Annotated in this window: 18 protein-coding genes and 1 pseudogene; 5 read left to right on the top strand and 14 right to left on the bottom strand. The window is 68.5% G+C overall.

The genetic code is table 11. The annotated features are described in order from the left end of the window. Positions 1–195 precede the first annotated feature (195 nt). The 6 genes and pseudogenes from AC1U7O_RS03680 to AC1U7O_RS03655 all read right to left on the bottom strand — a co-directional run bounded on the left by AC1U7O_RS03680 (position 196) and on the right by AC1U7O_RS03655 (position 10,022). Positions 196–378, bottom strand: a complete 183-nt coding sequence (locus tag AC1U7O_RS03680) for a GIY-YIG nuclease family protein (protein WP_479893221.1) — start codon at positions 376–378, stop codon at positions 196–198. Positions 379–516: 138 nt separating this feature from the next. Continuing rightward, positions 517–3,810 carry a DEAD/DEAH box helicase family protein gene (locus AC1U7O_RS03675; protein WP_479893220.1) on the bottom strand — a complete coding sequence of 1,098 codons (3,294 nt, stop codon included), beginning with the start codon at positions 3,808–3,810 and terminating at the stop codon, positions 517–519. Further along, positions 3,810–4,964 (bottom strand): annotated as a pseudogene (locus AC1U7O_RS03670) (PDDEXK nuclease domain-containing protein). Before AC1U7O_RS03670 ends, AC1U7O_RS03675 begins: the two are co-directional and overlap by 1 nt. Continuing rightward, positions 4,964–8,272, bottom strand: coding sequence for a site-specific DNA-methyltransferase (locus AC1U7O_RS03665; protein ID WP_479893219.1), 3,309 nt, complete (start codon positions 8,270–8,272; stop codon positions 4,964–4,966). The pseudogene AC1U7O_RS03670 and the gene AC1U7O_RS03665 overlap by 1 nt, the downstream one beginning before the upstream one ends. A gap of 5 nt (positions 8,273–8,277) precedes the next feature. Beyond that, complete coding sequence (locus AC1U7O_RS03660) at positions 8,278–9,117, bottom strand: ATP-binding protein (RefSeq protein ID WP_479893218.1); 840 nt, start codon at positions 9,115–9,117, stop codon at positions 8,278–8,280. Positions 9,118–9,602: 485 nt separating this feature from the next. Beyond that, positions 9,603–10,022 (bottom strand): exosortase system-associated protein, TIGR04073 family, encoded by a 420-nt coding sequence (locus AC1U7O_RS03655; RefSeq protein ID WP_479893217.1) that lies wholly within the window; start codon positions 10,020–10,022, stop codon positions 9,603–9,605. A gap of 108 nt (positions 10,023–10,130) precedes the next feature. Between AC1U7O_RS03655 and lnt the strand changes: the two genes are divergently transcribed. The 5 genes from lnt to AC1U7O_RS03630 all read left to right on the top strand — a co-directional run bounded on the left by lnt (position 10,131) and on the right by AC1U7O_RS03630 (position 16,379). Next, positions 10,131–11,708 carry an apolipoprotein N-acyltransferase gene (gene lnt, locus AC1U7O_RS03650; RefSeq protein ID WP_479893216.1) on the top strand — a complete coding sequence of 526 codons (1,578 nt, stop codon included), beginning with the start codon at positions 10,131–10,133 and terminating at the stop codon, positions 11,706–11,708. A gap of 18 nt (positions 11,709–11,726) precedes the next feature. After that, positions 11,727–12,864 (top strand): peptide chain release factor 2 gene (gene prfB / locus AC1U7O_RS03645; protein ID WP_479893215.1). Its coding sequence is split into 2 segments (ribosomal slippage): positions 11,727–11,792 and positions 11,794–12,864, totalling 1,137 coding nucleotides; the frame shifts between segments, so codons are not numbered across the junction. Between the two features lie 49 nt (positions 12,865–12,913). Then, complete coding sequence (lysS, locus tag AC1U7O_RS03640; RefSeq protein WP_479893214.1) at positions 12,914–14,395, top strand: lysine--tRNA ligase; 1,482 nt, start codon at positions 12,914–12,916, stop codon at positions 14,393–14,395. Between the two features lies 1 nt (position 14,396). After that, positions 14,397–15,680 (top strand): lipoprotein-releasing ABC transporter permease subunit, encoded by a 1,284-nt coding sequence (locus tag AC1U7O_RS03635; protein ID WP_479893213.1) that lies wholly within the window; start codon positions 14,397–14,399, stop codon positions 15,678–15,680. Between the two features lie 15 nt (positions 15,681–15,695). After that, positions 15,696–16,379 (top strand): ABC transporter ATP-binding protein, encoded by a 684-nt coding sequence (locus tag AC1U7O_RS03630; protein WP_479893212.1) that lies wholly within the window; start codon positions 15,696–15,698, stop codon positions 16,377–16,379. A gap of 15 nt (positions 16,380–16,394) precedes the next feature. On the opposite strand, the gene AC1U7O_RS03625 is transcribed toward AC1U7O_RS03630, so the two are convergent. The 8 genes from AC1U7O_RS03625 to trpD form a co-directional block, all read right to left on the bottom strand. Then, the gene (locus AC1U7O_RS03625; protein ID WP_479893211.1) at positions 16,395–18,956 is read right to left on the bottom strand and encodes a GAF domain-containing protein; all 2,562 of its coding nucleotides are present in this window, start codon (positions 18,954–18,956) and stop codon (positions 16,395–16,397) included. A 29-nt stretch (positions 18,957–18,985) separates the two neighbouring features. Beyond that, positions 18,986–19,876 carry a tryptophan synthase subunit alpha gene (trpA, locus tag AC1U7O_RS03620; RefSeq protein WP_479893210.1) on the bottom strand — a complete coding sequence of 297 codons (891 nt, stop codon included), beginning with the start codon at positions 19,874–19,876 and terminating at the stop codon, positions 18,986–18,988. Between the two features lie 46 nt (positions 19,877–19,922). Continuing rightward, entirely contained in the window at positions 19,923–21,116 is a 1,194-nt protein-coding gene (trpB, locus tag AC1U7O_RS03615; RefSeq protein WP_479893209.1) for a tryptophan synthase subunit beta, read from the bottom strand. Positions 21,117–21,159: 43 nt separating this feature from the next. Continuing rightward, complete coding sequence (locus tag AC1U7O_RS03610; protein WP_479893208.1) at positions 21,160–21,801, bottom strand: phosphoribosylanthranilate isomerase; 642 nt, start codon at positions 21,799–21,801, stop codon at positions 21,160–21,162. Beyond that, positions 21,798–22,589, bottom strand: a complete 792-nt coding sequence (locus AC1U7O_RS03605; RefSeq protein WP_479893207.1) for a class I SAM-dependent methyltransferase — start codon at positions 22,587–22,589, stop codon at positions 21,798–21,800. Before AC1U7O_RS03605 ends, AC1U7O_RS03610 begins: the two co-directional genes overlap by 4 nt. Before the next feature lie 14 nt (positions 22,590–22,603). Beyond that, complete coding sequence (locus AC1U7O_RS03600) at positions 22,604–23,395, bottom strand: VOC family protein (RefSeq protein WP_479893206.1); 792 nt, start codon at positions 23,393–23,395, stop codon at positions 22,604–22,606. Continuing rightward, positions 23,392–24,216, bottom strand: a complete 825-nt coding sequence (gene trpC, locus AC1U7O_RS03595) for an indole-3-glycerol phosphate synthase TrpC (protein WP_479893205.1) — start codon at positions 24,214–24,216, stop codon at positions 23,392–23,394. The genes AC1U7O_RS03600 and trpC overlap by 4 nt, the downstream gene beginning before the upstream one ends. 63 nt (positions 24,217–24,279) lie before the next feature. Then, entirely contained in the window at positions 24,280–25,290 is a 1,011-nt protein-coding gene (gene trpD / locus AC1U7O_RS03590) for an anthranilate phosphoribosyltransferase (RefSeq protein WP_479893204.1), read from the bottom strand. Positions 25,291–25,323 lie beyond the last annotated feature (33 nt).

Raw genomic sequence — 25,323 nt, 5'->3', positions numbered from 1 at the left:
GGACGTGCGCACCGCAGGCTTCGATATGTCAGCCGTTGGTCCTGAGTGCTTCGATGCCCCGTTCATCCTGAGCCGGTCGAAGGATGGACGGGCACTCAGCACGGGCGCTCGAAGGGGGCGGCTGACATTCTCAGCACAGGCCCGTCGAAGGGCGCCTCCTCGCCAATCGAGAAACCTCGGCCCAATCTCCCCGTATCATGGCTTCCTTCTTTTGCCGGCTCCACCCCTCGATCCGGCGTTCGCGGGCCAGCGCCTGGTAGCGGTGTAGCCCTCAACCTGGCCGGCACGATGCTCCGCCACCCGTTTGTCGAGGTCATCCGTATGGCCGGTGTAAGACGACCCGTCGGCACGGCGGAGGATATAGACCCAGAAACGCATCGACTCATTCCGCCATCAGGCGTTCAGGCGTCGACGCCGTCGGATCCAGGACCGCACAGGCCGCAAGAAGCTGCGGGCGTCGAAGGCGGCCGGCAGCTTCATCGGGTTGTCAGGCGCCCCACTTGCCTCCTCCAATTTTCAGCCTGCGATTCCAGAGACACCCTCGAGGAGGACGCCGATGTAGGTGTCCTGGTCCTCCTCTGGGAACACGATATGCCGCTTGAGCATCTCGGGCTTCTCTATGCCCCACTGCTTCCGCATGACGTGTGACGGCGTGTTCGAGACGATGAAGGACTCCAGTACGACGCTCGGGTCGCCGAGCCGCTTCTCGATCTCCTTGACGGTCTCGAAGAAGCCGATCTTGGGGTCCCGCAGGCCGACGTTACGGATCCCCTTGGGATCCACGAAGGCCACCCGCTGGCGATCGGCATTGAGCTGCCAGACGATGAAGTCGGGGTGAAAGTTGCCGGCCTCGAAGAACCCGACCCCACGGCCCCTACTCATGTTTCGCAAGAGGTACAGCTCGCGCTCGGCGAAGAACTCGGGGTTGGCATCATGGAATGCCTTCAGGTCTTCGACGAAGCGTCGCTCGCCCTTGTTGAGGGACGCAGGAGAGATCTCGACCACGCCGCCATCGAGGAAGAGCAACGGCTGGTAGAGGTGCCGGCCGAACCAGAGGGCCTTGATGCCGCGGAACTCCCAGGCTGTAAGTTTACCTGCCTCGATCGCCGCCTTCAGCTCGTTCAGCTTCTCGACGATCTCCCGCTGGGACTCTTCGATCAGGACGCGATAGCCGTACTCGGGGCCGGTCTCGCGAGCGACGCAGGGGAAATTGGGATCGTCCTCGGCGATGTCCCGGTACTCCAGGTGCGGCAGCTCCCACTCACGCTTCCGAAACGTGTAGTAGTGCACAACGTACTTGCGCAGCAGCGCCACCGCCACGTCCTGCCAGACGCGCACCTTCTCGAACGAATCGAACGCCAGCTCCGAATCCGGGATCAGCAGTCGGTACCAGGTCGTGTCCGCGAGCAGGTCGGCGATGCCCGCCCGCGTCAGGTTCAGGTTGTGCCACCCGCGCTCGGCCTTGAACCGCTCGAGGTCGAAGTACAGGCGGTCGAGATCGAGGAACGCGACGTGGCGTGGCGTCAGCCATGCCTCATTCGTCGCGCCGTCATCGTCCCCGCCCGCGACCCCAACGGACTTCATCGCCTGAATCTTTGGATACCAGTTGAGGATGACCTGGTTCTTCTGCAGGTAGGCGGTGGCCGGCTCCCGCGTGGGGTCCGGCGGGCTGACGGTCGGCACCGGCCCGAGCTTGCGGAAGGCGTCGCCGAACTCGGTGCTGACGCCGTTGATTTCCTTCTTGAGGCGGATCGTCTTGAGCGGGCGCGTGCCGAGGTTCTTGATGATCGGCAGGACGATCTCGATGCGCTCATCGTTGGTGGGCAGGCCCTCTTCCTCGAGAAAATCGCGGAACTGGGCCATGTAGTCGGCGCGGATGCCGAAGATGTTCAGCGTCTCCAGCATCTCGATGTGCGGCGGTCGCTCCAGCCCTTCGGGCAGCGTGGCGCGCGCACTGCGCTTGAGGCTCATGCCCACACCCTTGAGCCGGACGCCGCGCCCGAAGAGCTGGATGATCTGCGCGCCCTCGCCCCGCCCCACGTTCATCAGCCCCATCGTGCTCACGCGCCAACTGCTCCAGCCTTCCGTGAACTTCTTCGAGCCGATGAGCACGTGGATGGTCGAGTGCGGCTGCCCCAGCTCCTGGAAGAGCGAACCCGCGAACTCGCGCTCGCCGACGTCAATGCCCTCCTCTTTGCAGAGCCTCACCAGCTTGGCGTCGTCGCCGACGTTGATGACGCCGAAGGGGTCGTTGTCGCCCACCCGCAGGGCCACCTCGCCGGCCGCGCCCTTCAGGTTCTCGACGTGCAGCGCGCCGCCCGCCGGCGCGTTGAAGAGCGTCGCGAGGGTCTCGTCGAAGATCTGCGCCGGCGTGAGCCCGCACGTGTTCAGGTAGCCGAATCGGCCCGCGAAGAGGTTCTTTCCGTCGGCGGTGACGAGCCCTTCGTGCAAGGCACGACGGATGTGCTCGATGCTGTCGGCGCGATGGGCGACGTACCGGGCGAGAAAACGCAGGATCTCGACGATGTCCGAGGCGTCGCGGGTGGCCAGGGTCGCCGTCACGCTGCCGCCCACGAAGATCCACAGCGGCCGCTCGATATTGAACGGGCGGAACGCCGCCTCTCGCTCGCGGTGCAACCGCTGCTGCTGGAAGAAGGCGAGCAGGCACGCGGTGAGATAGCGCTCCATCCATTCCGCGTTGCTGTCGTCCTCGAGATTCAGGATCTGGTAGTCCTTGCCGAAGCCGTCGCCATAGAACCAGCGGTACGAGTAGTCGAACAGCGTGCTGCGCGCGTAGAGGTCGGTGAGTTCCTTGCTGCCTTGTACCGCCTGACCGAACGTGGCCGAGTATTCGAACGAGAAGCCCTTCTCGCACAGCGCATTGCGGAACTTCATCCACGCCCCCTCGCCGCCGGCCGAGGCGCCGCGGTGGCCCTCGTCCACCAGCACCAGGTTGTTGCCTTCGAAGGCGTCCACCGCGACGGTCTTCTCGCCCGTCTCCTCCTTGAGCTTGGTGACCTCGAGGATCTCCACCGCCTGTCCGGCAAAGACCCCGCGGCCGTCCTTGTTGAAACTCTCGGCCTCCATGCCGGCCTTCTCGAACTCGCGCAGGTGCTGTTGCGAGAGCCCTTCGTTGGGCGTGAGCAGGATGATCCGGTTCAGCTCGCGGGCGCGGCCGTGCGTCTCGAGAAAGCGCCGGTACTGCAGGATGTGGGCGTGCATCAAGAGCGTCTTGCCGCTGCCGGTCGCCATCCAGAAGGCGATCTTGTTGAGCTGCGGCCAGGCGTCGGCGGATTCATCGAGCAGGCCAATACGGTCTGCCTCGTCGAGGCCGTCATTCAGCGCGGCAATCCGTTGGTTGAGCGCCACGAGCAGGGCGCGGGGGTCGCGGAAATAGCGGTCGAGGTAGATCTCCGTGAAGAGCAGCGCGAGATACTGGAAATACTTCCAGACGATCGGCGGCTCGCCCCGCGTCACGCGCCGCTCGTTCAGGCGCTGGGTCACGGAGACGATCGCCTGGTCGTGCTCCAGCAGCAGCTCATCCGGCAGCTCGGGTCGCTTCTCCACGGGGAGGTGCAGGCAGAGCGCGTGATGGAAGCGGTGGACGTTGTTCTCGTCCAACCCCTCCAGCGCCTCGTCGCGCAGGTGCTCGGCAATCTGATCGAAGCGCTCGACGCCGAACAGGCCCAGCAGCCACTGGTGCAGGGCCAGTTTGCGGTTGAACGGCAGTGTGGGGCGCGCGGCGGCGCCGCGGCGGCCGCGTCCGGCCGGAGCCGCTCCCGTGCTCGCACGAGGGCGTCCGCGCGGCATCAGGGCTTCTCCTGACCAAGGTGACCCGCCTCGATCCGTCGTCGTTCGCGCTCGAGTTCACGCGTGAGCTCGCGTTCGGTGGGGAGCACCTTCACGTACTTGGCGGCGAAGATCTGGCGCGCTTCGCTCAGCACCGAGTACTTCGCGATCGCTTCGTTCTTGCGGGAACAGAGGATCAGGCCGATGGTCGGGTTGTCGCCCTCGGGCCGCACATGGGCGTCGAACATGCGCACGTAGGAATCCATCTGGCCGAGGTCCTGATGAGTCAGCTTGCCGACCTTGAGGTCGATCAGCACGAAGCACTTCAGCAGGTAGTTGTAAAACACGAGGTCCACGTGGAAGTCCTCGTCCTCGAAGCGCAGCCGCTTTTGCCGCGCCACGAACGAGAACCCCTTGCCGAGCTCCAGCAGGAATGCCTGCAGGTTGTCGATGATCGCCTGCTCCACCTTCGACTCGCGCAGCGCCGGGTAATCCTTCAGGTCGAGGAACTCCAGGACGTACGGGTCGCGGATGAACTGCTCCGGCTCCATGGCGGCGATCTTGTCCTGGGCCTCTTTGCGTACGGGCGCCTTCTTGCGGCTCGCCAGCAGGCGTTCGTAGTAGAGCACCGAAATCTGGCGTTCCAACTGGCGCGAGGACCAATGCTGGTCGGCCGCTTCCTGCATGTACCACTCCCGGGCTCGATCGTCTTCTACCCCGAGTAGCAGCCGGTAGTGAGTCCACGACAATTCCGTCCGCAAGCTCGGCGGCCCAGAATGTGTCGGGGTCCGCTTGTTCGCGGGCTTTAATTCGTGACGCAGTGCGTCACGAATTCCCGCCGAAGGCCATGTGTGACGCTCCGCGTCACGATTCGGGAATTTCTGAAAGAACAGCCGCATATAGCGGAGATTGGAAGGGTCGAAGCCGCGTCCGAAGTCCGCCGTCAGCCGGCGCGAGAGGTCCTCCAGCACGGCCTCCCCCTACGCAGCGCGCTTCGCCCCGCCTTGTTCGTGCTCCACGATCAGCCGGCCGACGTGCCAGTACGCCCGCACCATCGCCGCGTTGACGGCGCGGTAGGCCCCGGCGCGCGCCTGTTCGAGCACGGCCCGGATCTCCCGGTACAGCGGCTCCGCGGCGCGAGCCGGCAGAGCGCGGGTCGCCTGGCGCTTGGCCATCACGCCCCCTCCGTCTCGAACATCAGGCGGAAGAAGTCCTCCTCGATGAGCCGCACCTTCCAGGTGTCGTCGGGGGCCTTGAGGTTCTCGAGGTTGTTGTCGCCGTTGACGTAGATCAGGTCGAACTCGCTGTCCTTGCTGGAATAGCCCTGCCTGGTGAACCACTCATCGAGCACCAGGTTGTCCTGCTCGATGCCCTCGGCCGACTCGCCGCCGGGGCGATTGCGCCAGATGACCAGCGTCTTGCGCCCGCCTGCCTGCGCCGCGCCCGGCGCGGCGGGCAGGTCGGGCGTGGTGCCGGTGACGGTGCGGAACCACCAGCGGCCGCCGGCTTCCTGCTTGAGCCGGCCCTTGAGACGCAGCCGCCCTTCGCCGTCGCGCTCCGTCTCGGCGCTGAAGGTCTGTGGCGCGGCGAGGTGCTGCACCGTGAGGCCGATCAGCCAGTTGAAGGTCTCAAGCAGGTCGACGTTCACCTCGCGCGACTCGTCCGAGCCGGGGCGCTTGACCTTGAGCGTGTAGGCGGTGGGGTCGGCGAAGGCCGCGACGTTGAGCAGCGACTGACTGCCGCGCGTCTCGACGTCGAGCAGATAGCGGAGCATGTACTGCTCCTTGAGCTTGTCCGCGCCCTGCGCCTGCGGGAGGTCGAGCAGGTCTTGCTGCGGCTTCGTGCGCCGGAGTTCCAGGTTGTTGAGCGTGTCCTCATAGGATTCGAGGCGCACGACCTTCATGATGCGCGGGCTGCGCTGGGCTTCCTCTGGCGTGGCGAGGCGTTTGGGTTTGCCGTCCTTCCACTCGGGGGTGTAGGTGACCTTCTTTAGGCGCGGCAGCAGCACCGTGTCGAAGTAGTCGGCCTGCTCGACGAGGATGAATCTCTGCTGGGTGCCAACTTGCCGCGCAATGGCAATGGCAGCTTCCCCGGTTGTCCCGGAGCCTGCGAAGTAATCGAGGACGTTCGCACCGGTGGTAGACGAGAATGCCAGCAGGCGCTCGATGAGTTGTGGTGGCTTCGGATTCCCAAACACCATCTCGCCAAGCTGCCCGAACTGCCGTTGTAGAGCATACGCCCCTAACCGCCCATCGAGTTCAATTACGCTTCGGAATGAGTCTTGATAGTCTTGCAAGTACAGTTTGATTTGAACGATGCGGTTTTCGTCCGGCCCGTAGATAAGCCGGTTCTGCTCAATGAACTGCCGCCACATTGTCTCCAGCGGAAAGCGATAACCATTGGCTGGCATGCGCATGGGCCTCCCGGTCACTGGATGCGTGATCTCGTACTCATAGCCGCCGGGATGTGGGTTGTGAACGCTTTGCGAGCCCGTGTACACGCCGCCTTCGTCTACATACTTGTACCGATCGACCTCACCGAGCACGGCCTTATTGTCTCTGATGAAGCGTCGTAGTTCGATCTGGATCGCTGCAGCTGCTAATCCACGAGACTTGAGACGTTGGTATTCTGCAAGCAGAGTCTCCTTGGCGTCAGCGAACTCGTTCTTCCATGCAGGTGCTGCCTCATTGACGTCGGCCACGTACGAACGAATATACTCGTGCTCGACTGCAATCCTCGTTGGATTGTTGTCTCTTGCATTCCGCCAGATGATCGTGCCCACATTGTTGTCCGCACCGAAGCACTCATCCAAGAGGAGGCCGAGCTCACGAACTTGGTTTTCATCCGACGAAGCAAAGAACGCGCCATCGCGAGAAAGAAGGCGGCACGCCAATTCCACGCCGGCATTCATCATTGCCAGCCACGACGCGGATTTGTAGCCGTCGCGGTACGCGAATCCATCCTTTCCCGTGTTGTACGGCGGATCGATGTAGATGCACTTCACCCGCTCCCTGTACCGCGCCTGCATCAGCGACAGCGCCTGGAAGTTCTCGCTGTGGAGCAGCACTCCGTCGGTCTCCTCGTCCAGGTCGCCGATGGCTTCCAGCAACCGCGCGGTGAAGTCGGCACGGAAGTGCCGCGTGTCCACCATCAATGTCGGGTTGGCCTTAAGGAACTCCGGCGTAAGCGGCACGCTATAGCCCGGCATGCCCGCTTCGAACAGACTCCCTCCTTTGGGCTTGAGCTGGTCGATGGCGCACAGCCGCACCCACTCTTCCCGCTGCGCATCATTCGCCGCGATCTCCGGATAGAACGCCTCCGGGATGACGCCCAGCCGGATGCACCAGCTCGTCTCCACCACGAACTTCTTTTTGAGCCAGAGCTTCTTCTGAAAGTCCTCGAGCTGCGCCAGGAAGGCGATGATCTTGCCGGCGATCTTGCGGATGACCTTGATCTTGGAGAGGTACTGCTCGACGCGCGGTGCGCTTTCGTTCTCCACGTCGTCGAGGTGCATGACTTCGTTCTTGATGTAGAAGTCGAGCTCCCGCCGCAGAAAGCCGCCGAGGTCCTTGTGGATGAAGTAGTCGAAGGTGTTGCGCGCGGTGTAGCGGTCCAGGTGCACGCGCAGGCGCGTGACCTCCGCGGTGGTGCCGTCGGCGCGGACGTGCTTGGCGGAGAGCAGCCGCAACCAGTCGGTCAGTGACGGATCGCCGAGGCCCAGGATCGCCGCTTCGGCGGCGGCGTTCAGCTCCTTCTGCTTGGCCGGGTCGGGCACGTAGGTGAAGCGGATGACCAGCTCGCCGCCTGCCTGTCCGGCAGACAGGTCTTCCACCGCCACGAAGTTCTCCGCCGCCAGCTTGAAGCGCCGTTCCTTGCCCGCCTGCTCCTTGACGTTGCCGTGCTCGCCCTCGGCCGCGTCCACCAGGCGGAAGTGCACGCGCATGGGGTTCTTGTCGTCCTCCGGCCGCAGGCGGAAGGCGTAGTCGCGCAGGTACTCGCTGGTCTTGATGTAGTACTGGTCCGCGTTCGCCCAGTGGAGCTTGACCTCCTCGCCCTCGTAGGGGATGGCGTAGACGCCCGGCTTGTAGACGCGCTTGCTTAAGAAATCGCCCTCGGAGTAGTAGCGGCGGAAGAAGCTGTAGAGATGGTCATAGACCTCGGCTTCGAGCGCGTCCAGGTCCACCGCATCGTCGGCAAGGCGCGCGCGCAGTTCCCTGACCTTCGGCAGCGTCTCCGGGTCGGCACCGAGCGAGCGCGCCTGCTCGATGGCCTTGGCCAGCTCCTTCTCGAGCGCCGCCTTGTCCGCCGGCTGGTACTGGAGGAAGGCGGCCTTGACCTGCGGCAGCAGGTCCTTCTCCAGGAACTGCGTGACCTCGGCCGCTCGGGCGTGCATGACCCGGTAGAAGCCGAAGTCCAGGTCGGGCTGGTCGAGCTGGAAGAGCTCCTTGAGCAGGGTCTTCAACTTCTCGTACTTCTGGCTCATCGCATTCACCTCAGGGGGTGCAGCCAGTCCGTCACGGGCCGCGACAGAAACTCGTCCAACGGGATGCCGTCGCCGCCGACGCGCAGCGTGCGCGCGGGCTTGAACGCCGCGCTGAATGCGGCCAGACCAGAATGGGCCAGTGGGGCGCGGCCGCTTTTGACCTCGAGCGCGACCACCGTGCGCCCCTTCTTTAGCACGAAATCCACCTCGCGGTTGCCCTCACGCCAGTAGTAGAGCTCGCACAGTTCCGCGGCGGCGGCATTGACCAGATGTGCGCCGACCGCCGACTCGCTGAGCCGTCCCCAGAACTCCCCGTCGGCACGGGCCTCGGCGGGCGTGAGTCCGGACTGCGCGCTGAGCAGCGCCGTGTCGAACACCTGCAGCTTGGGGCTCGATCCGCGGCTGCGCACTGCCTTGCCGGAATACTTCGGCAGGCCCGTCACCATGCCGGCGGCGGACAAGAGCTCCAGGTAATGCGCCAGCGTCGTGGTGTTGCCGGCGTCGTGAAGCTGGCCGAGCATCTTGGTGTAGGAGAGCACCTGACCCGAGTAGCGGCAGCCCAGCTCGAACAGGCGGCGCAGGAGGGCGGGCTTGTCCACGCGGGTGAGGAGCAGCACGTCGCGCGCGATGGTCGTCTCGATCAGGGCATCGAGGAGGTAGCGGCGCCAGCGCGGCGGATCGTCCGCCAGCGGCGCGGCGCCGGGATAGCCGCCGAAGTAGAGGTACTGCTCCAGGGTGAAGCCGAAGGCCCGGCCCATCTCGGCGAGCGACCAATGCGGAACGTGGGTTGGCTGGTCGAGACACTCATGATCGTGAGCAATTTTACTCGACGTGATGAGTAACATCAAGGCGATTCATATGACCGCCCAACGGATGGTGAACAGGGTCTCGGTGGTCGTGCGCTGGGCGAGCCGCTGGCGGCGCTGCTGATCGAGCGTCGCCGCCTGCCGCGCCCGGCCTCGCGGTGCACCTTGGCATCCAGGACGACGGCGGCGTCGAAGAGCGACAGGGACAGGCGGTCGAGCCCGCCAGCCGCGCGGCGCGTGAGGTCGCGAACGAAGTACTTCGCGTGGTGGCGTGCGAGGCTCATGACGACCGCCTGTGATGGCTCGTTGAACGACCGCTCGTAATGAGTCTGCTCAGTCCTGAGTGTTGCCGCCTCATGTACGCGCGGCCGGACGCCTAACTATTGACCATGCTGACCGGCAGGGTCCTCCCGACCGGAGCGACCGGCGACCTGACGCGATTGTCCCTCCAAGGGACACCGGCCTCAATGCGCCGTGTCGCGTACGTATGTCAACCGGGTTCGCAGGTCGGCCCGGGGCGACGGTTACGGCTTGGGCTCGGGGGCCGGCTGATCCGGCTCGGCGGGCACGGCGTCCGGAGCGGGCGCGGCGGGCGGCTCCGGCTGCCAGACATAGTCGGGCTGCATGAGCGGCTGGTAGTGCGGCGGGATCGGGAGGGGGAAGGTCAGGACCTCGTAGGCGCCGGCGACGGTGCGGGCCCCGAGCATGCCGAGCCCCTCGAAGGTCCCGCGGGTCAGCCCGATGAGCCAGCCCCGCTCGTGCGTCACCAGATACATCTGCTTGGGCAGCTCGGCCCAGCCCGTGCAGAAGTTGGCGGCGCCCCGCGCGAGCTTGAGACCGATCCGCTCGGCGAGCCCCGGCTCCTCGGCCCGCGCGGCCGCCGCCCCCGAAAGAAGGCAGAGGGCCAGGGCGGCCGATGCGATCGTGTGCCTGGTCCGTGGCATCGCAGACCTTTGGACGGGGTTGACCCGACGCGACCGGCGCATCATAGCGCAGCGCGCGGCAAATGGCGAGGCTTGCGCCGCGCCGGCCGTTTCGATACTGTACGCCGGATGACGCTGGCCCGGCTCGGTCCCTTCGCGCTCGCCGCCCTCACCGGCCTCCTCTATCCGCTCGGCTTTCCCGACTACGACCTCGGCCTGCTCGCCTGGGTCGTCCTCCTGCCCCTCCATCTGGCCCTGCAGGGCGCCGCGCCGCGCCGCGCCTTCTGGCTCGGCTGGCTGGCGGGGACGATCGCCTCGGCCGGGATGATGGGCTGGGTGGTCACGGCGATGCACCAGTACGGGAAGATGCCGCTGGTCGCCAGCTACCCGGTCATGGGGCTGCTCGCCGTCTACCTCGGCGCCTTCGTCGCCCTCTACGCCCTGAGCCTCGCCAAGCTGCGGGCGGCGCTCCCCTCCCTCGCCTCGCTCGCCGCGCCCTTTATCTGGGTGGCGCTGGAGTTGCTCAGGACCTATCTTCTTTCCGGCCTGCCCTGGGACCTGCTCGGCTACTCCCAGTACCGCTGGCTCCCGGTCATCCAGATCGCCGACGTGACCGGCGTGTACGGCCTGTCCTTCCTGATCGTGCTGGTCAACGTCGCCCTGGCCGATCTCGTGCAATGGGGGCTCGACAAGGCCGGCGGGCGGCCGGCGCCGGTGCCTCGATCGGCGCCGGCGCTCGCCTTGGGCGCGTTGGCCGCGACCCTCGGCTATGGGTTCACGGTGATCGGCCGGTATGAGCCGCCCGACGGCGGACGGGCCCTGCGCGTCGGCCTCGTGCAGGCCAACATTGACCAGGCCCAGAAGTGGGACAAGGCCTACCGGCAAGCCACCCTGGATCGGTACATCCGGCTGACGGGCGAAGCGGCCGGCGACACGGACCTGCTCATCTGGCCGGAGGCGGCCACGCCCTTTCTCTTCGAGCAGGAGTGGCCCTACCGGCTCGAGGTGACGACGCTCGTCCAGCAGCTCGGCGTCCCGCTCCTGTTCGGCAGCCCGGCGCTCCGGCATTTTCCCGACGGCCGGCCCTACTTGCTGAACAGCGCCTATCTGCTCTCGCGGGAGGGGGAGATCCGCGGCCGGTACGACAAGCGCCACCTGGTCCCCTTCGGCGAATACATCCCGCTCAAGTCCTCGGTCCTGTTCTTTCTCGACAAGCTGGTCGAGGGCATCGGCGACTTCGAGCCGGGCCCCGGACCGACGCTCCTGGCCATGCCGCCGAACGGCGACGGCACCGCCCCGTCCGGACCGGCCCGTTTCGGCGTGGCGATCTGCTACGAGGTCATCTTTCCCGACTTGGTCCGCGAGGCCGTCGCCGCCGGCGCGGACTTCATGGTGACGATCACGAACGATGCCTGGTTCGGCGCCTCCGCCGCGCCCTACCAGCACTTCGGGATGGTCGTCCTCCGCGCGGTGGAGAACCGCGTGGCCTTCGCGCGGGCCGCGAACACGGGCATCTCCGGCTTCATCGAGCCGACCGGGCGGATCGTCGAGGCCACGCCGATCTTCCAGGAGCGGACGGTCAAGGGCCGCCTTCCCCTCGCGACGGGCCGGAGCTTCTACACCGCGCATGGGGACCTCTTCGCCTACGGGTGTGCTATAATCGCCGGAATTTTTCTCCTGGCCGCCGGGCGCAGGAGCACCACCTAGCCGACTGGAGACCTGTCCATGCTGGACGAATCGCGCGCCCGCTTCAGAGCCGTCGCCGAGCAGGTGGCCGAGTTGCGGGGGCATCTTTGACCTCGCCCGCCTGACCGCCGAGCTCCGTGAGTTGGAGCGGGACACCGCCTCCCCCGACTTCTGGAAGGACCCCCGGGCCGCCGCCCGCGTGAGCCGCAAGAAGGCCGCGCTGGAGCGGGAGATCCGCCGCTGGACGGACATCGAGCGCCGGCAGAGCGACCTCAAGGCCTTGATCGAGCTGGCGACGGAGAGCGGCGACACCGACTTGGAGCGCGAGCTGACGGAAGACCTCGGCCGCTTCGAGCAGGCGGTCGCGCAGCTCCGGCTGGAGCTGCTGCTCTCCGGCGAGCGGGACGCGAGCAACGCGATCCTGGCCATCCACCCGGGCGCCGGCGGCACCGAGTCCCAGGACTGGGCCCAGATGCTCCTGCGCATGTACGTCCGCTGGGCCGAGCGCCGCGGCTTCACGGTCGAGCAGCTCGACCTGCAGCCGGGCGACGAGGCGGGGATCAAGAGCGTGACGGTGGCCGTCAACGGCCCCTACGCCTACGGCTACCTCAAGGCCGAGGCGGGTGTCCACCGGCTGGTCCGCATCTCGCCCTTCGACGCGAACAAGCGCCGGCATACGTCCTTCGCCTCCGTCTTCGTCTACCCGGAGATCGAGGACGACGTCGAGGTGGTCATTGACGAGAAGGACCTGCGCATCGACACCTTCCGCTCCGGCGGCGCCGGCGGCCAGAACGTCAACAAGGTCGAGACGGCGGTGCGCATCACCCACATCCCCACGGGCATCGTCGTCCAGTGCCAAAACGAGCGGTCCCAGCTCAAGAACCGCTCGGGCGCGATGAAGGTCCTCAAGGCGCGCCTGTTCGAGCTGGAGCAGCAGAAGAAGGAAGCCCAGTTCCAGGCCTTCGTGGGCGAGAAGAAGGAGATCGGGTTCGGCAGCCAGATCCGCTCCTACGTCTTCCAGCCCTACCAGATGGTCAAGGATCACCGCACCGACCACGAGGTCGGCAACGTCGCCGCGGTCATGGACGGCGAGATCGACGGCTTCATCGAGGCGTACCTCAAGCAGCGGATGAACAAGGCAAGCCATCGGGAATCCGCCGTCGGCCCCAAGCCCTGAAGCTTGCCGACGGGCCCGCCGTGACCGCCGAGGGCTGAGAGCCGACGCCATGGACGAGCTGAACGACCAACGGTTGCAGCGGATCAGGAAGCTGGACCGACTCCGGGCCCTGGGGGCCCGTCCCTACGGCACCCGCTTCGAGGTACGGGACCGGGCCGGCGACGTGATCCGGCTCCACGGGAACAAGCCCAAGGAGGCGCTGGAGCGGGAGGCGATCGCCTGCACGATCGCGGGCCGGATCGTCGCCCTGCGCCGCTTCGGCAAGGCGGCCTTCGCGCTGCTCCAGGACGGGGCGGACCGCCTCCAGGTCTACCTCAAGAAGGACCTGCTCGGGGAGCAGGCCCACGCGATCGCGCAGGAGCTGGACCTCGGCGACTGGATCGGCGTGAGCGGCGTCCTCTTCCGGACCAAGACCGACGAGTTCACGGTCGAGGCGCGCACGCTGACCTTCCTGAGCAAGGCGCTCCGGCCGCTGCCCGAGAAGTGGCACGGGCTGACCGACGTGGAGACCCGCTACCGCCGGCGGTACGTGGACCTCATCGCGAACCCCGCCGTCCAGGAGATTTTCGTCGCGCGCAGCCGGATCGTCGCCGCCATCCGGACCTTCCTGATCGAGAAGGGTTTCCTGGAGGTGGAGACACCGATGATGCACCCGATCCCCGGGGGCGCCACGGCCCGGCCCTTCGTCACCCACCACAACGCGCTGGGCGTGGACCTCTACCTGCGCGTCGCGCCGGAGTTGTACCTCAAGCGGCTCGTCGTCGGGGGCTTCCCGCGCGTCTTCGAGATCAACCGGAACTTCCGGAACGAGGGGATCTCGACGGTCCACAACCCCGAGTTCACGATGCTCGAGTTCTACATGGCCTTCGCGGACTACCGGGACCTGATGGCGCTCACCGAGGAATTGATCCCGCGGCTGGCCCGGGAGGTCCTCGGGACGACCGCGATCGAGTACCAGGGGCGGAGCCTGACGCTGGATCCACCCTGGCGCCGCTGGTCCTGGCGGGAGGCGATCCTGGAGGTGAACGGCCTGGACCCCTCCGTGCTGGCCGATGAGGCGGCGGCGCGGCGGACGGCCGCCCGGCTGGGCATCGAGGTCGCCCCCAAGGCCGGGCTGGTGGACCTCCTGAACGAGATCTTCGAGGAGACGGTCGAGCCGCAACTCATCCAGCCGACCTTCATCACCGACTATCCCATCGAGCTCTCCCCGCTCGCCCGCCGGAAGGACGACGACCCGGCGCTGACGGACCGCTTCGAGCTGTACATCGCCGGCCGCGAGATCGCCAACGGCTTCTCGGAGCTGAACGACCCGCTCGACCAGCGGCAGCGGTTCGAGGCCCAGGTCGCGCGCCGGGAGGCCGGCGACGAGGAGGCACAGCACCTGGACGAGGACTTCCTGCTGGCCCTGGAGTACGGGCTCCCGCCGACGGCGGGCGAGGGCATCGGCATCGACCGGCTCGTGATGCTGCTCACGAACCAGGCCTCCATCCGCGACGTGATCCTGTTCCCGCAGCTTCGCCCGGAGAAGTGACGTGCCCCTCCCCTACGAGCTGTACGTCGGCCTGCGCTACCTGCGCGCCAAGCGGCGCCAGCGGACCATCTCGCTGAACACCTTCGTCTCGGTGGCCGGCATCACGCTGGGCGTTGCCGCGCTCATCGGCACGCTCGGGATCATGACGGGCTTCAAGGAGGACCTGCAGGCCAAGATCCTGGGCACGACCTCGCACATCGTGGTCCACGACCGCTCGCGGGAGAACATGCAGGACTACGAGCCCGTCGTCGAGCGGGTAACCCGGGTACCCCACGTCCTGGCCTCCACCCCCTTCATCTACCGGCAGGTCTTGCTCACGACGCGGTCCGGCGTCCAGGGCATCGTGCTGCGCGGGATCGACCCGAAGCGCGAGGTGATGGTCACCGAGTTGGGGAAGAACATCAGGACCGGCGACCTCGCCGGGTTGGAAACGCCCGTCCCCTCCGCGACGCCGACGGCGCCGCCGCAGGGGGGCGGCGAGGAGCCCGCGCCGGCCGTCCGGCCCGGCATCGTCCTCGGCAAGGAGCTGGCCCTGCGGCTCGGCGCCTTCGAGGGCGACGAGGTGAACGTGGTCTCGCCGGTCGGCGCGGTCAGCGCGATCGGCATGGTGCCGAAGATCCGCGTCTTCAAGGTCGTCGCGATCTTCGAGTCCGGGATGTTCGAGTACGACTCCTCGCTCGCCTACATCGCGCTCGGCGAGGCCCAGAAGTTCTTCAACATGGGCGACACGATCACGGGCATCGAAGTGAAGGTGGACGACATCTTCAAGGCGGCCGAGATCGCCCAGGCCATCGAGGTCGAGCTGGGCTTCCCCTACTGGGCCCGCGACTGGATGCAGATGAACCGCAACCTCTTCTCCGCCCTCAAGCTGGAGAAGACGATGATGTTCCTGCTGCTGGTGCTCATCACCATCGTCGCCTCCTTCAACATCGTGAGCACGCTGACGATGATGGTCACGGAGAAGCAGCGGGAGATCGCGATCCTGAAGGCCATGGGCGCCACCAGCCGGGGGATCATGCGGATCTTCATGCTGAACGGGCTGGTGATCGGGCTGGTCGGCACGGCGATCGGTGTGCCGCTCGGCTACGCGTTCCTGTGGCTGATCGAGAAGTACTGGACCTTCGACCCGACGGTCTATTACATCTCCCACGTGCCGGTGCACATCCTGGCGACCGACGTGCTGCTCGTCTCGTTCTCGGCCGTCCTGATCAGCTTCGCGGCCACGCTCTACCCGTCCTGGCAGGCCGCCAAGCTGGACCCGGCCGCCGCACTGCGCTACGAATGACCGGCCTCCTGCGCCATGGCTGACCGGCCGCTGATCCAGACGGTGGACCTGACCAAGTCCTTCCCCCTGGGCGGGCAGGACCTGCAGATCCTGAAGGGGATCCGGCTGGACATCGCGCGCGGCGAGATGGTGGCGATCGTCGGCGCCTCCGGTGCGGGCAAGAGCACGCTGCTGCACATCCTCGGCACGCTCGACCGGCCGACCTCCGGAACGCTGCTCTTCGAGGGCCAGGACCTCTTCCGCCTCCCCGAGCCCCAGCTCGCCGAGTTCCGCAACCGCCGGATCGGGTTCGTCTTCCAGTTCCACCACCTGCTCCCGGAGTTCACGGCCCTGGAGAACGTCTGGCTGCCCGCCCGGATCCGCAAGCGCCCGCCCGCCGAGACGCGCGCGGAGGCGTCGGCGCTCCTGGAGGCCGTGGGGCTCGGCCACCGCCTGCACCACAAGCCCGGCGAGCTGTCCGGCGGCGAGCAGCAGCGCGTCGCCGTCGCCCGGGCCCTGGTCCAGCGGCCGGACCTCGTGCTAGCCGACGAGCCCACCGGCAACCTCGACACCCACACCGGCGAGGCCCTCTTCGACCTCCTCCACCAGCTCAACCGCGACCGCGGCACCACCTTCGTCATCGTCACCCACAATGAGAAGCTCTCCGCGCAGGCGGACCGGGTCGTCCACATGCAGGACGGGATGATCGTGAAGCCCTGACCGGGGAGCGCCGGATCAGGGCGTGCCGGGGTGGGTCAGGCGATAGACGCCCGCCTCGATGAACACCTCGAGCAGCCCGGCGTCCACCTTGCCGCGCCCGGCCTCGTCCCTGAGAATGTCCAGCGCCTGAGGGATGGGGACGGCCGCCTTGTAGGGGCGGTCCTTGGCCGTCAGCGCGTCGAAGATGTCGCTGACGGTCATGATGCGGGTCTGGATGGGGATGACCTGCGCGCCCACCCGGCGCGGGTAGCCGGTGCCGTCGAGCTTCTCGTGGTGGCCGTAGGCGATGTCCGGGATGTTCTTGAGCGACTTCGTCCAGGGGATCTCGGAGAGGAACCGGTAGGTGTGGGTGACGTGGCTCTCGATCTCCTTGCGCTCGGCCTCGGTGAGGCTGCCCTTGGGAATGGACAGCGTCGTCACCTCCTCCGGGCTCAGGAAGGGGCGCTCGCCGTCGAAGTGCTCGTAGCGCCGCCGGGCGATCTCGTGCAGCCGGTCGAACCCGCCCTGCGGCAGGACGGTGGGCTTGTTGCACGCCAGGATGAACTCCAGCAGCCCGTCCGTCTCGGCGACCTTCCGGGCGAGGTCCTCGTCCACCTCCGCCAGGAGCGCCGCCGTCGCGCCACGGTCGCCCGACAGCAGGATCTCGACCTTCCGCCGGAGCGCCTGGGCCTCCATCGTCCGCTTGATGAAGTCGAACCGCGCCCGCAGCAGGGCCTGCTCCCCCGGCAGCAGCTTGTCGGCCTTGACGAGGACGTGCTCCCGCACGCCGACCTTCCCGAAATCGTGCAGGACCGCCGCGTAGCGGATCTCCTTCATCTGGTCGAAGGTGAAGGTGACGTCCTTGAACGGCCCCGCGTCGAGGCGGTCGACCTGCTCCGCGAGCCCGCAGCAGAGCGTCGCCACGCGGCCGCTGTGACCGCTCGTGGTGGGGTCCCGGCTTTCGATCGCGAGCACGCTGGCCGAGATGAACCCCTCGAAGAGGTGGTTGATCTCCTGGTAGAGGTTGGCGTTCTCGATCGCGATGCCGACCTGGTGGCCGAGGCTGACGAAATCCTGGAGGTCCTCCTCGCCGAACTGACCGGCGCCGCGCTTGTTGATGGCCTGGAGCACGCCGACCAGCTTGTCCTTCGCCTTGACCGGCACGCAGACCATATTGCGGGTCCGGAAGCCGGTCTTGATGTCGGCCTCCCGGTTGAACCGCGGGTCGCTCCAGCAGTCGTTGATGATGACCGGCTCGCCGGTCATGGCCACGTAGCCGGCAATGCCCTGGCCGACCTTCAGGCGGATCTGCTTGACCACCTCGCCCTTCTTGCCGAGCGCGACGTCGAAGTAGAGCTCCTGGGTGGCCTCGTCCAGCAGCAGCAGGGAGCCGACCTCCGCGTCCATCAGCAGGGTCGCGCCCTCGATGGCGCGGGTCCTGATCTCGGCCTGGTTGAGGCTGGAGTTCAGGACGGCGCTGATCTCCTGCAGCTTCGTGAGGCGCTCGATCTTCTGCTGGTGGCCCTTGAAGAGGCGGGCGTTGTCCAGGGCGATCGCCACCTGGTCGGCGAGGCTGGCGAACTCAGTGAGGTCCCACCGGCTGAAGGGGCGGCCGTCCCGCCGGTTCAACGCCTCCATCACCCCGAGCGTCCGGTCCTTCGAGCGGACCGGCACCACGAGCAGGGCGCGCGTCGGCACACCCCGTAACCGCTCCACCTCGCGGTCGAGCCGGGGATCCTCGGTCGCATCCTGGACCATGATCGGCTCGCCGGTCCTCGCCGCGATCGCCGCGTGGCAGTCGCGCGGCCGCGGCTTGGGCTCGCCCGGCGGCTCGCCGATCAGCCCCACCGCCACCTCGATCAGCAGGTCCCCGCTGCCCTCCTGCACGAGGGAGAGCAGCCCGGCCTCGGCGCCCACCAGACCGACCGCGGTTTCCACCGCCTGCCGGAGGACTTCCCCCGCGTCGAGGGAGGAGTTCAGGAGGCGGCTGACCTGCTCCAACCGGCCGATCCGCTCGACCTTCTGCGCGTACTTGGCAGCGAGGCGGACATGGGCGACGGCCACGGCGAACCGCGGGGCGGCGAACCCGACCAGCCCGGCGACGGCCGCCTGCGCCCGCTTGTCCCGCGGCAGCCCCTCCAGCACCAGGGCCCCCTCGAGCCGCTTGGCTCGTTTGATCGGACAGGCCAGCAGGTCGCCGGAGGACTGGATGCGCCCCTGCCGCACCGCCCGCGCCAGGAGGCCCACCCCTTCCGTCGAGGCGCGGCCGTCCGCGCGCCCCCTCGCCGCCGCGCACGGCATCGCCTTCGTCTGCTCGTCCTGAAGATAGACCGCCGCGCCCCGCACGCCGGTCGCCTCCAGCAGGAGGCGCAGGAAGCCCCTGGCCAGACCCTCGGGGGAACGGCCGGCGCTCACGGCGTGGGTGATGAGGTCCTGGAGGCCCTGCTGGAACCGCTCGGAGATCGAGAGGAAGGAGGATCCGGCCGGTCGGCGCGACGGTCCCGCCGCCGGCTTCGGCGTCCCGTTGCCGGCGACCGGCCCCTTGAGTCGCGCCGGATGGGGGGCGCTGCAGTTCCGCGCCGGCCGCGATCTGGACATCGCGCTCCCGTGCGAGCGCCGCGCCCGGCTCAGGAGGCCGGCGCCGCGGCGGCGGTCATGGCCCGCTTCAACGAGCCGACGAACCGGCCGACCCGCGCGGCCAGCTCCGGCCCCTGCTGATGCTCCGCCACCTGCTTGACGATGGCGCTGCCGACGATGACCCCGTCCGCGAGCCGCGACACCCGGGCCGCCTCCTCCGGGGTGGCGATGCCGAACCCGACGGCGACGGGCAGGTCCGCGACGCGCCTGATCCGGTCCACGTTGCGTTTCACATCGTCGAGGTCGTTCAGCTTGGCGCCGGTGATGCCGGTCAGCGAGACATAGTAGAGGAACCCGCGCGAGCGCGTGGCGACGGCCGACCGCCGCGCCGCCGTGCTGGTAGGGGCCAGCAGATAGATGAGCGCCGGGCCCCCGTGGGCCTCGCTCGCGGCCGCCAGCGGCCCCGCCTCCTCCGGCGGCATGTCCGGCACGATCAGGCCGTCCACCCCGGCCTCGACGGCCCGCCGGCAGAAGGCCTCCGGCCCCATCGCGTGGACCGTGTTGTAGTAGGCCATCAGGACCAGGGGAATCTGCGTCCGGCGGCGGAGCCGCTCGACCAGGTCGAGAACCCGGCGCAATGTCGTGCCGCTGCGCAGGGCCCGGTCCGCGGCCTGCTGGATCACCGGCCCGTCGGCGATGGGGTCGGAGAAGGGCACGCCGAGCTCGATCAGGTCCGCCCCGGCCTTCTCCAGCTCGAGGACCAGCGTCTCCGTCTCCTGGAGCGAGGGATCGCCGGCCATGACGTAGGTGATGAGCGCCTTCTCGCCCCTCGCCCTCAGCCGGTCGAACGTCGCGTCAATCCGGCCCGGCGCGCAGGACGCGGGCGCCGGCCGAGGCTTTTGAGTTTGTCGCGTTGAACGCCGGGGCGACACTCTCTTCATGCGCGCACGCTCACCACCGACCGCTCGCGACGCAACACCGCTCCCCTCAGAGGGTCACACCCTTGATCCGCGCCACCTGCTGCACGTCCTTGTCGCCGCGCCCGGAGAGGTTCACGAGGACGACCTGGGTCTTTTTCAGCCTCGGCGCGAGCTTGACGACCTCGGCGACGGCGTGGGCGCTCTCCAGCGCGGGCATGATCCCCTCCTCGCGCGCGAGCAGGTCGAAGGCGGCCAGCGCCTCCTCGTCGGTCGCGTGGGTGTACCGGATCCGCGCCTCGTCGTGGTAGTAACTGTGCTCCGGCCCGACCGCCGCGTAGTCCAGGCCCGCCGAGACGGAGTGCGTCAGGCTCACCTGCCCGGCCCCGTCCTGCAGGAGATAGGTCATCGTGCCGTGCAGCACGCCGGGCCGGCCGCCCGCGAACCGGGCCGCGTGCTTGCCGCTCGCGACGCCGAGCCCCCCGGCCTCCACGCCGACCATCTGCACGCGGCGGTCCTCGAGGAAGGCGTGGAAGAGCCCGATCGAGTTGCTCCCGCCACCGACGCAGGCGACGAGGTAGTCCGGCAGGCGGCCCTCGGCCGAGAGACACTGGCGGCGCGCCTCCCGCCCGATCACAGACTGGAAGTCGCGGATCATCATCGGGTAGGGATGGGGCCCGAGCACGGAGCCGAGGATGTAGTTCGTCGTGCGGACGTTGGTCGTCCAGTCGCGCATCGCCTCGTTGATCGCGTCCTTGAGCGTCCGGCTCCCCGCGTCCACGCCCGTGACCGTCGCGCCGAGCAGGCGCATACGGAAGACGTTCAGCGCCTGGCGCTGCATGTCCTCCGTCCCCATGTAGATCTCGCAGGCCAGGCCGAACATGGCGGCGGCGGTCGCCGTGGCCACGCCGTGCTGGCCCGCGCCGGTCTCGGCGATCACGCGCGTCTTGCGCATGCGGCGGGCCAGGAGCGCCTGGCCGATCGAGTTGTTGATCTTGTGCGCGCCGGTGTGGCAGAGGTCCTCGCGCTTGAGGTAGATCCGCGCCCCGCCCAGACGGCGGGTGAGCCGCTCCGCGAAGTACAGCGGCGTCGGCCGGCCGACGTAGCGGGCCAGGTAGGCGTTGAATTCGGTCTGGAAGCGGCGGTCCCGGCGGGCGTCCCGGTAGGCCTGCTCCAGCTCCAGGATCGCGGGCATGAGCGTCTCGGGGACGTAGCGGCCCCCGTAGGCGCCGAACCGGCCGGTGGCATCGGGCAAGGACGACATGGACTCTCCGGAGGGACGCAGCGTTGACCGTGGCAGTATAGCCCTAGGGCGCGTGCCTGGCAAGCCGGACGGCGGTCATGAACGCACGAATCTTGTCGTGGTCCTTTTTTCCGGGACGGCTCTCGACGCCGCTGCTCACGTCAACTCCGTAGGGCCCGACGCGCGCGATCGCCTCGCCGACGTTCTCGGGGGTGAGTCCGCCGGCCAGGAGGACCTGCGCCGCCTTGGCCGCCTCCGCCGCCAGGTCCCAATCCGCCGTCCGGCCCGTCCCGCCGTAGGCGCCGTCGGCGTGCGCATCCACCACGAACCCCCGCACCCGGGCGCGGCCCCGATATTCCGCCAGGGCCAGGAAGTCGCCCCGGCTCCGCAGGCGGACGGCCAGGAGGACCGGCCGGCCGAGCGCCTCGCAGTAGGCGGCGGTCTCGTCGCCGTGGAGCTGCGCCAGGACGAGCCCGCAGTCGTCCATCACCCGGCGCACCCGCTGCACCTCCTCGTTGACGAAGACCCCGACCGGCAGGACGAAGGGGGGCAGGCCGGCGACGATGCGTTCGACCACCGCCGGCTCCACGCGGCGCAGGCTTTCCCGGTAGAAGACGAACCCCAACGCGTCGGCCCCGGCCTCCACCGCGGCCCGGGCGTCCTCCTCGTTCGTGATCCCGCAGATCTTGACCCTGGTCGCGTTCACGGCGCCTTGTACCCGATCGCCTCGACGAAGGCCTGGGCGAAGAGGACGGCCGGCTGCCGGGCCCACCGTCTCAGCGCGCGACAGAGGTCGCCGACCTCGGCCCGGCCGAACCCGGGGCCGGCGACCGTCTGCCGGCCCACCTCCTGCTCGATGCGCTCGGCCAGGAGCTCGGCGGCCAGCGGCACGTCCTCGTAACAGTCGTAGAGGGCGGTCAGCGCAATCCCCGTGAACCCGGCGTCCGCCAGCAGGCTCCGGAGCTCCCGGCCGACATAGGGGTTGCCGCCGTTCCGCTCCTGGACCGCCTTGTACAGCTCGACCGCGCGCTCGGCGTCGGGGTCGCGCGGGGCCATGAGGTTGCCCGACCAGTCGGGGCTCGCGAGGGCCGCGATCCCGCCCGGCTTCAGGACGCGCCGGATCTCTTCGAGCGCGGCCGCCGGCTCGCTCAGGTGCTCGAAGAGGGCGTGCGAGAACACGACGTCGAAGGAGCCGTCGGGGAAGGGCAGCCGGTACACGCTGGCCGTCCTGGCCGTCATGCCGGCGAGCCCCAGCTCCGCGGCGGCTTTCGCCGCCAGCTCGACCTGGCTTGCTTCGAGATCGACGGCGACCACCGCGCCGGGGGCGACGGCCCGCGCCAAGCCGACGGTGATCGTGCCCGGCCCGCAGCCGCAGTCCAGCAGACTCATGCCGGGCCGGAGCCGCGGGAGGAGGAAGGCGGCGTCGCGGGCCGCATGGCGCCGCCGCATGTAGCGGATCGCGACCTCGCTGTGGCCGGGCGTGTAGGATTCCATCGTCGCGGCGCCGGCTACTCCGGCCGCTGGCAGAAACTGAACCGCGCGCCGCCCGTCTCCCTCGGGACCAGCACGCGGCCGATGCCACGGATCGTCTCGTCGTAGAAGGGCACGGCGGCCGCCTTCCAGGCGTCGGCCAGCCCCGGCAGGTCGTCGGCGAAGAACGCGACCATCTGCACCCCGTCCTGGGCGAGGCTCTGGGAGAGGCGGACCCCGCCGCGCGTGAGCGCGAACTTCCCGTCCACCGGCCGCTCGCCCAGCAACTGCATGTAGGCCGTGATGGTCGGCTGCAGGTCCGCCGCGCCCACCTCCAGCCAGGCGACGCGGGCCGCGCGGCCGAGTCCGTCGGTCGGCGGCGGCACGCGCAGCTCGCGCGGCGTCTCGTCCTGGATGAGGAAGGGGATGCGCGGGTGCTCCGGGTGCGCCGTCCGCCAGGACACCCGCCGGCCGTCCGGCCGGACGCGCCCGCCCGGGGGCGCCTTGGCGATCGCGAGCCCGCGCGCGCGGCCCGCCCCCACGTCGGCGGCCATGTCGTCGCTCTCGAGGGCGAACCCCGCCAGGCGGTTCGGCCCGTCCAGCGCCTCCAGCACCTGCCGGCCGAAGGGAAATTCCCGCGCCAGCTCCGGTTTCCGGACCGCGATGAGCTCCAGGTACGCCCCGTCCGCGAGGGGCACGAGCGCGTTGTGCGTGCCGACGTCCGGATGCTCGCCGCCCGGCACCACCGCGAACCCCAGCCGACGATAGCCCTCCCTCGCGCGGTCGAGGTCCTCCACCGCGACGAGGATATGGTCGACGCCGACGATCACGCCGCGCCCCCCCGCCGGTCCGTCCCCAGCAGCTCCCGCACCTTGGCGCCGATGTCGGGAGCCTTCACCAGGGCCTCGCCGACGAGCATCGCGTGGATGCCGGCTTCGCTCAGCCGCCGCACGTCGTCCCGCTCGTGGATGCCGCTCTCGCTCACGAGGACCTTGCCGGACGGAATCCGCTTGGCCAGCCGGAAGGTCACGCCCAGGTCCGTCGAGAAGGTCTTGAGGTCGCGGTTGTTGATGCCGATCAGCCGGGCCTCGGGCAGCCACTCCAGCACGGTGTCCAGCTCCCGCTCGTCGTGCACCTCGACGAGCGCGTCCAGCGCCAGCTCGCGGGCGAGCGCGAAAAAGTCCGTGAGCTGCCGCCGTGCAAGCGCCGCGACGATGAGCAACACCGCGTCGGCCCCGTAGGCCAGCGCCTCGTGGAATTGCACCTCGTGGACCATGAACTCTTTGTTCAGGGTCGGCAGGCCGACCTTCTCCTTCACGGCCCGCAGGTAGTCCAGGCTCCCCCGGAAGAAGTCCGTGTCGGTGAGCACCGAGAGGGCGGTGGCGCCGTGGTCTCTGTAGGTCTCCGCGATCGCGACCGGATCGAAGCGCTCGGCGAACTCCGGCCTCATGAGCCCGACGCTGGGCGAGGCCTTCTTGACCTCCGCGATCAAGGCGGGGGCGGACGCGGTCCGGGAAGCCTCCAGGGCCAGCGCGAAGGGCAGCGGCGGCGGGCGGTCGCAGGCCATGGCCTTGAGCTCGGCCAGGTAGCCGCGGCTCCGCTTATGCCGGACCTCGGCCTTTTTATGTTCGACGATCCGGTCCAGGATCATGCGCCGGCCCTGCATTCCCCCGCTTGCGCCCTCTCACGCATCACGGGTCCCTTGTACGCCTCGCTACCGGTTCGTGAACGCCACGAGCCGCTCCAACTTCTCCATCGCGGCCCCACCGTCAATGATCCGCCCCGCCAGCTCGAACCCCTCGCGCAGGGTCCCGGCCCGTCCCCCCGCCACCAGGGCCGGCGCCGCGTTCATGCACACCACGTCGCGTTTCGGTCCCCGGTGCCCCCGCAGGATGTCCGTCGTGATGCGGGCGTTCTCCTCCACGTCTCCTCCGGTGAGCTCGCGCAGCCGGACCCGCTCCAGCCCGAAATCCGCCGGCTCGACGTAGTAGGTGGACACGACCCCACCCTTGGCCTCGGAGACGCGGGTCCGGTCGGTCAGCGTGATCTCGTCCAGCCCGTCCAGGCCGTGCACGACGAAGCCGCGCCGCGCGCCGAGCCGGACCAGGACCTTGGCCATCAGCTCGGTCAGGTCCGGCGCGAAGACGCCGAGCACCTGGATCGTCGCGCCGGCCGGGTTGGTCAGGGGGCCGAGGAGGTTCAGCAGCGTGCGGATGCCCATCTCCTGCCGCGGCGCGGCGCAATGGCGCATGGCGCCGTGGAACCGCGGGGCGAAGAGAAAGCCGATGCCCACCTCGTTCAGACAGTCGGCGACGCGCTCCGGCGGCAGCTCGATCCGGACCCCCAGCGCGGCGAGCACGTCGGCGCTGCCCGATCGGGACGAGACGGATCGGTTCCCGTGCTTGGCGACCGTGAGCCCGCTCCCCGCCACCACGAAGGCCGCGGTCGTCGAGATGTTGAAGGTGTTGGCCCGGTCACCCCCGGTGCCGCAGGTGTCCACGATCAAGGGATCGGCCGCCCTGATCCGGACCGCCTTCGCCCGCATGGCCAGGGCCGAGCCCGCGATCTCGTCCACCGTCTCGCCCTTGATCCGCAGCCCCATCAGGTAGGCCGCGATCTGGGCCGGCGTGGCCGCGCCCTCCATGATCTCGGCCATGACCTCCTCGGCCTCCTTCTCCGAGAGGTCCGTGCGGTCGGCCAGCTTGGCGATGGCGTCCTTGATCATGGAAGAAAGTCCTCGGTCTCGGCGGTCGGCCTT

The organism is Candidatus Nitrospira neuquenensis (genome assembly GCF_979578155.1).
Note: the sequence above shows the minus strand (reverse complement) of the source record. Positions and strands in the feature narration are given on the sequence as shown.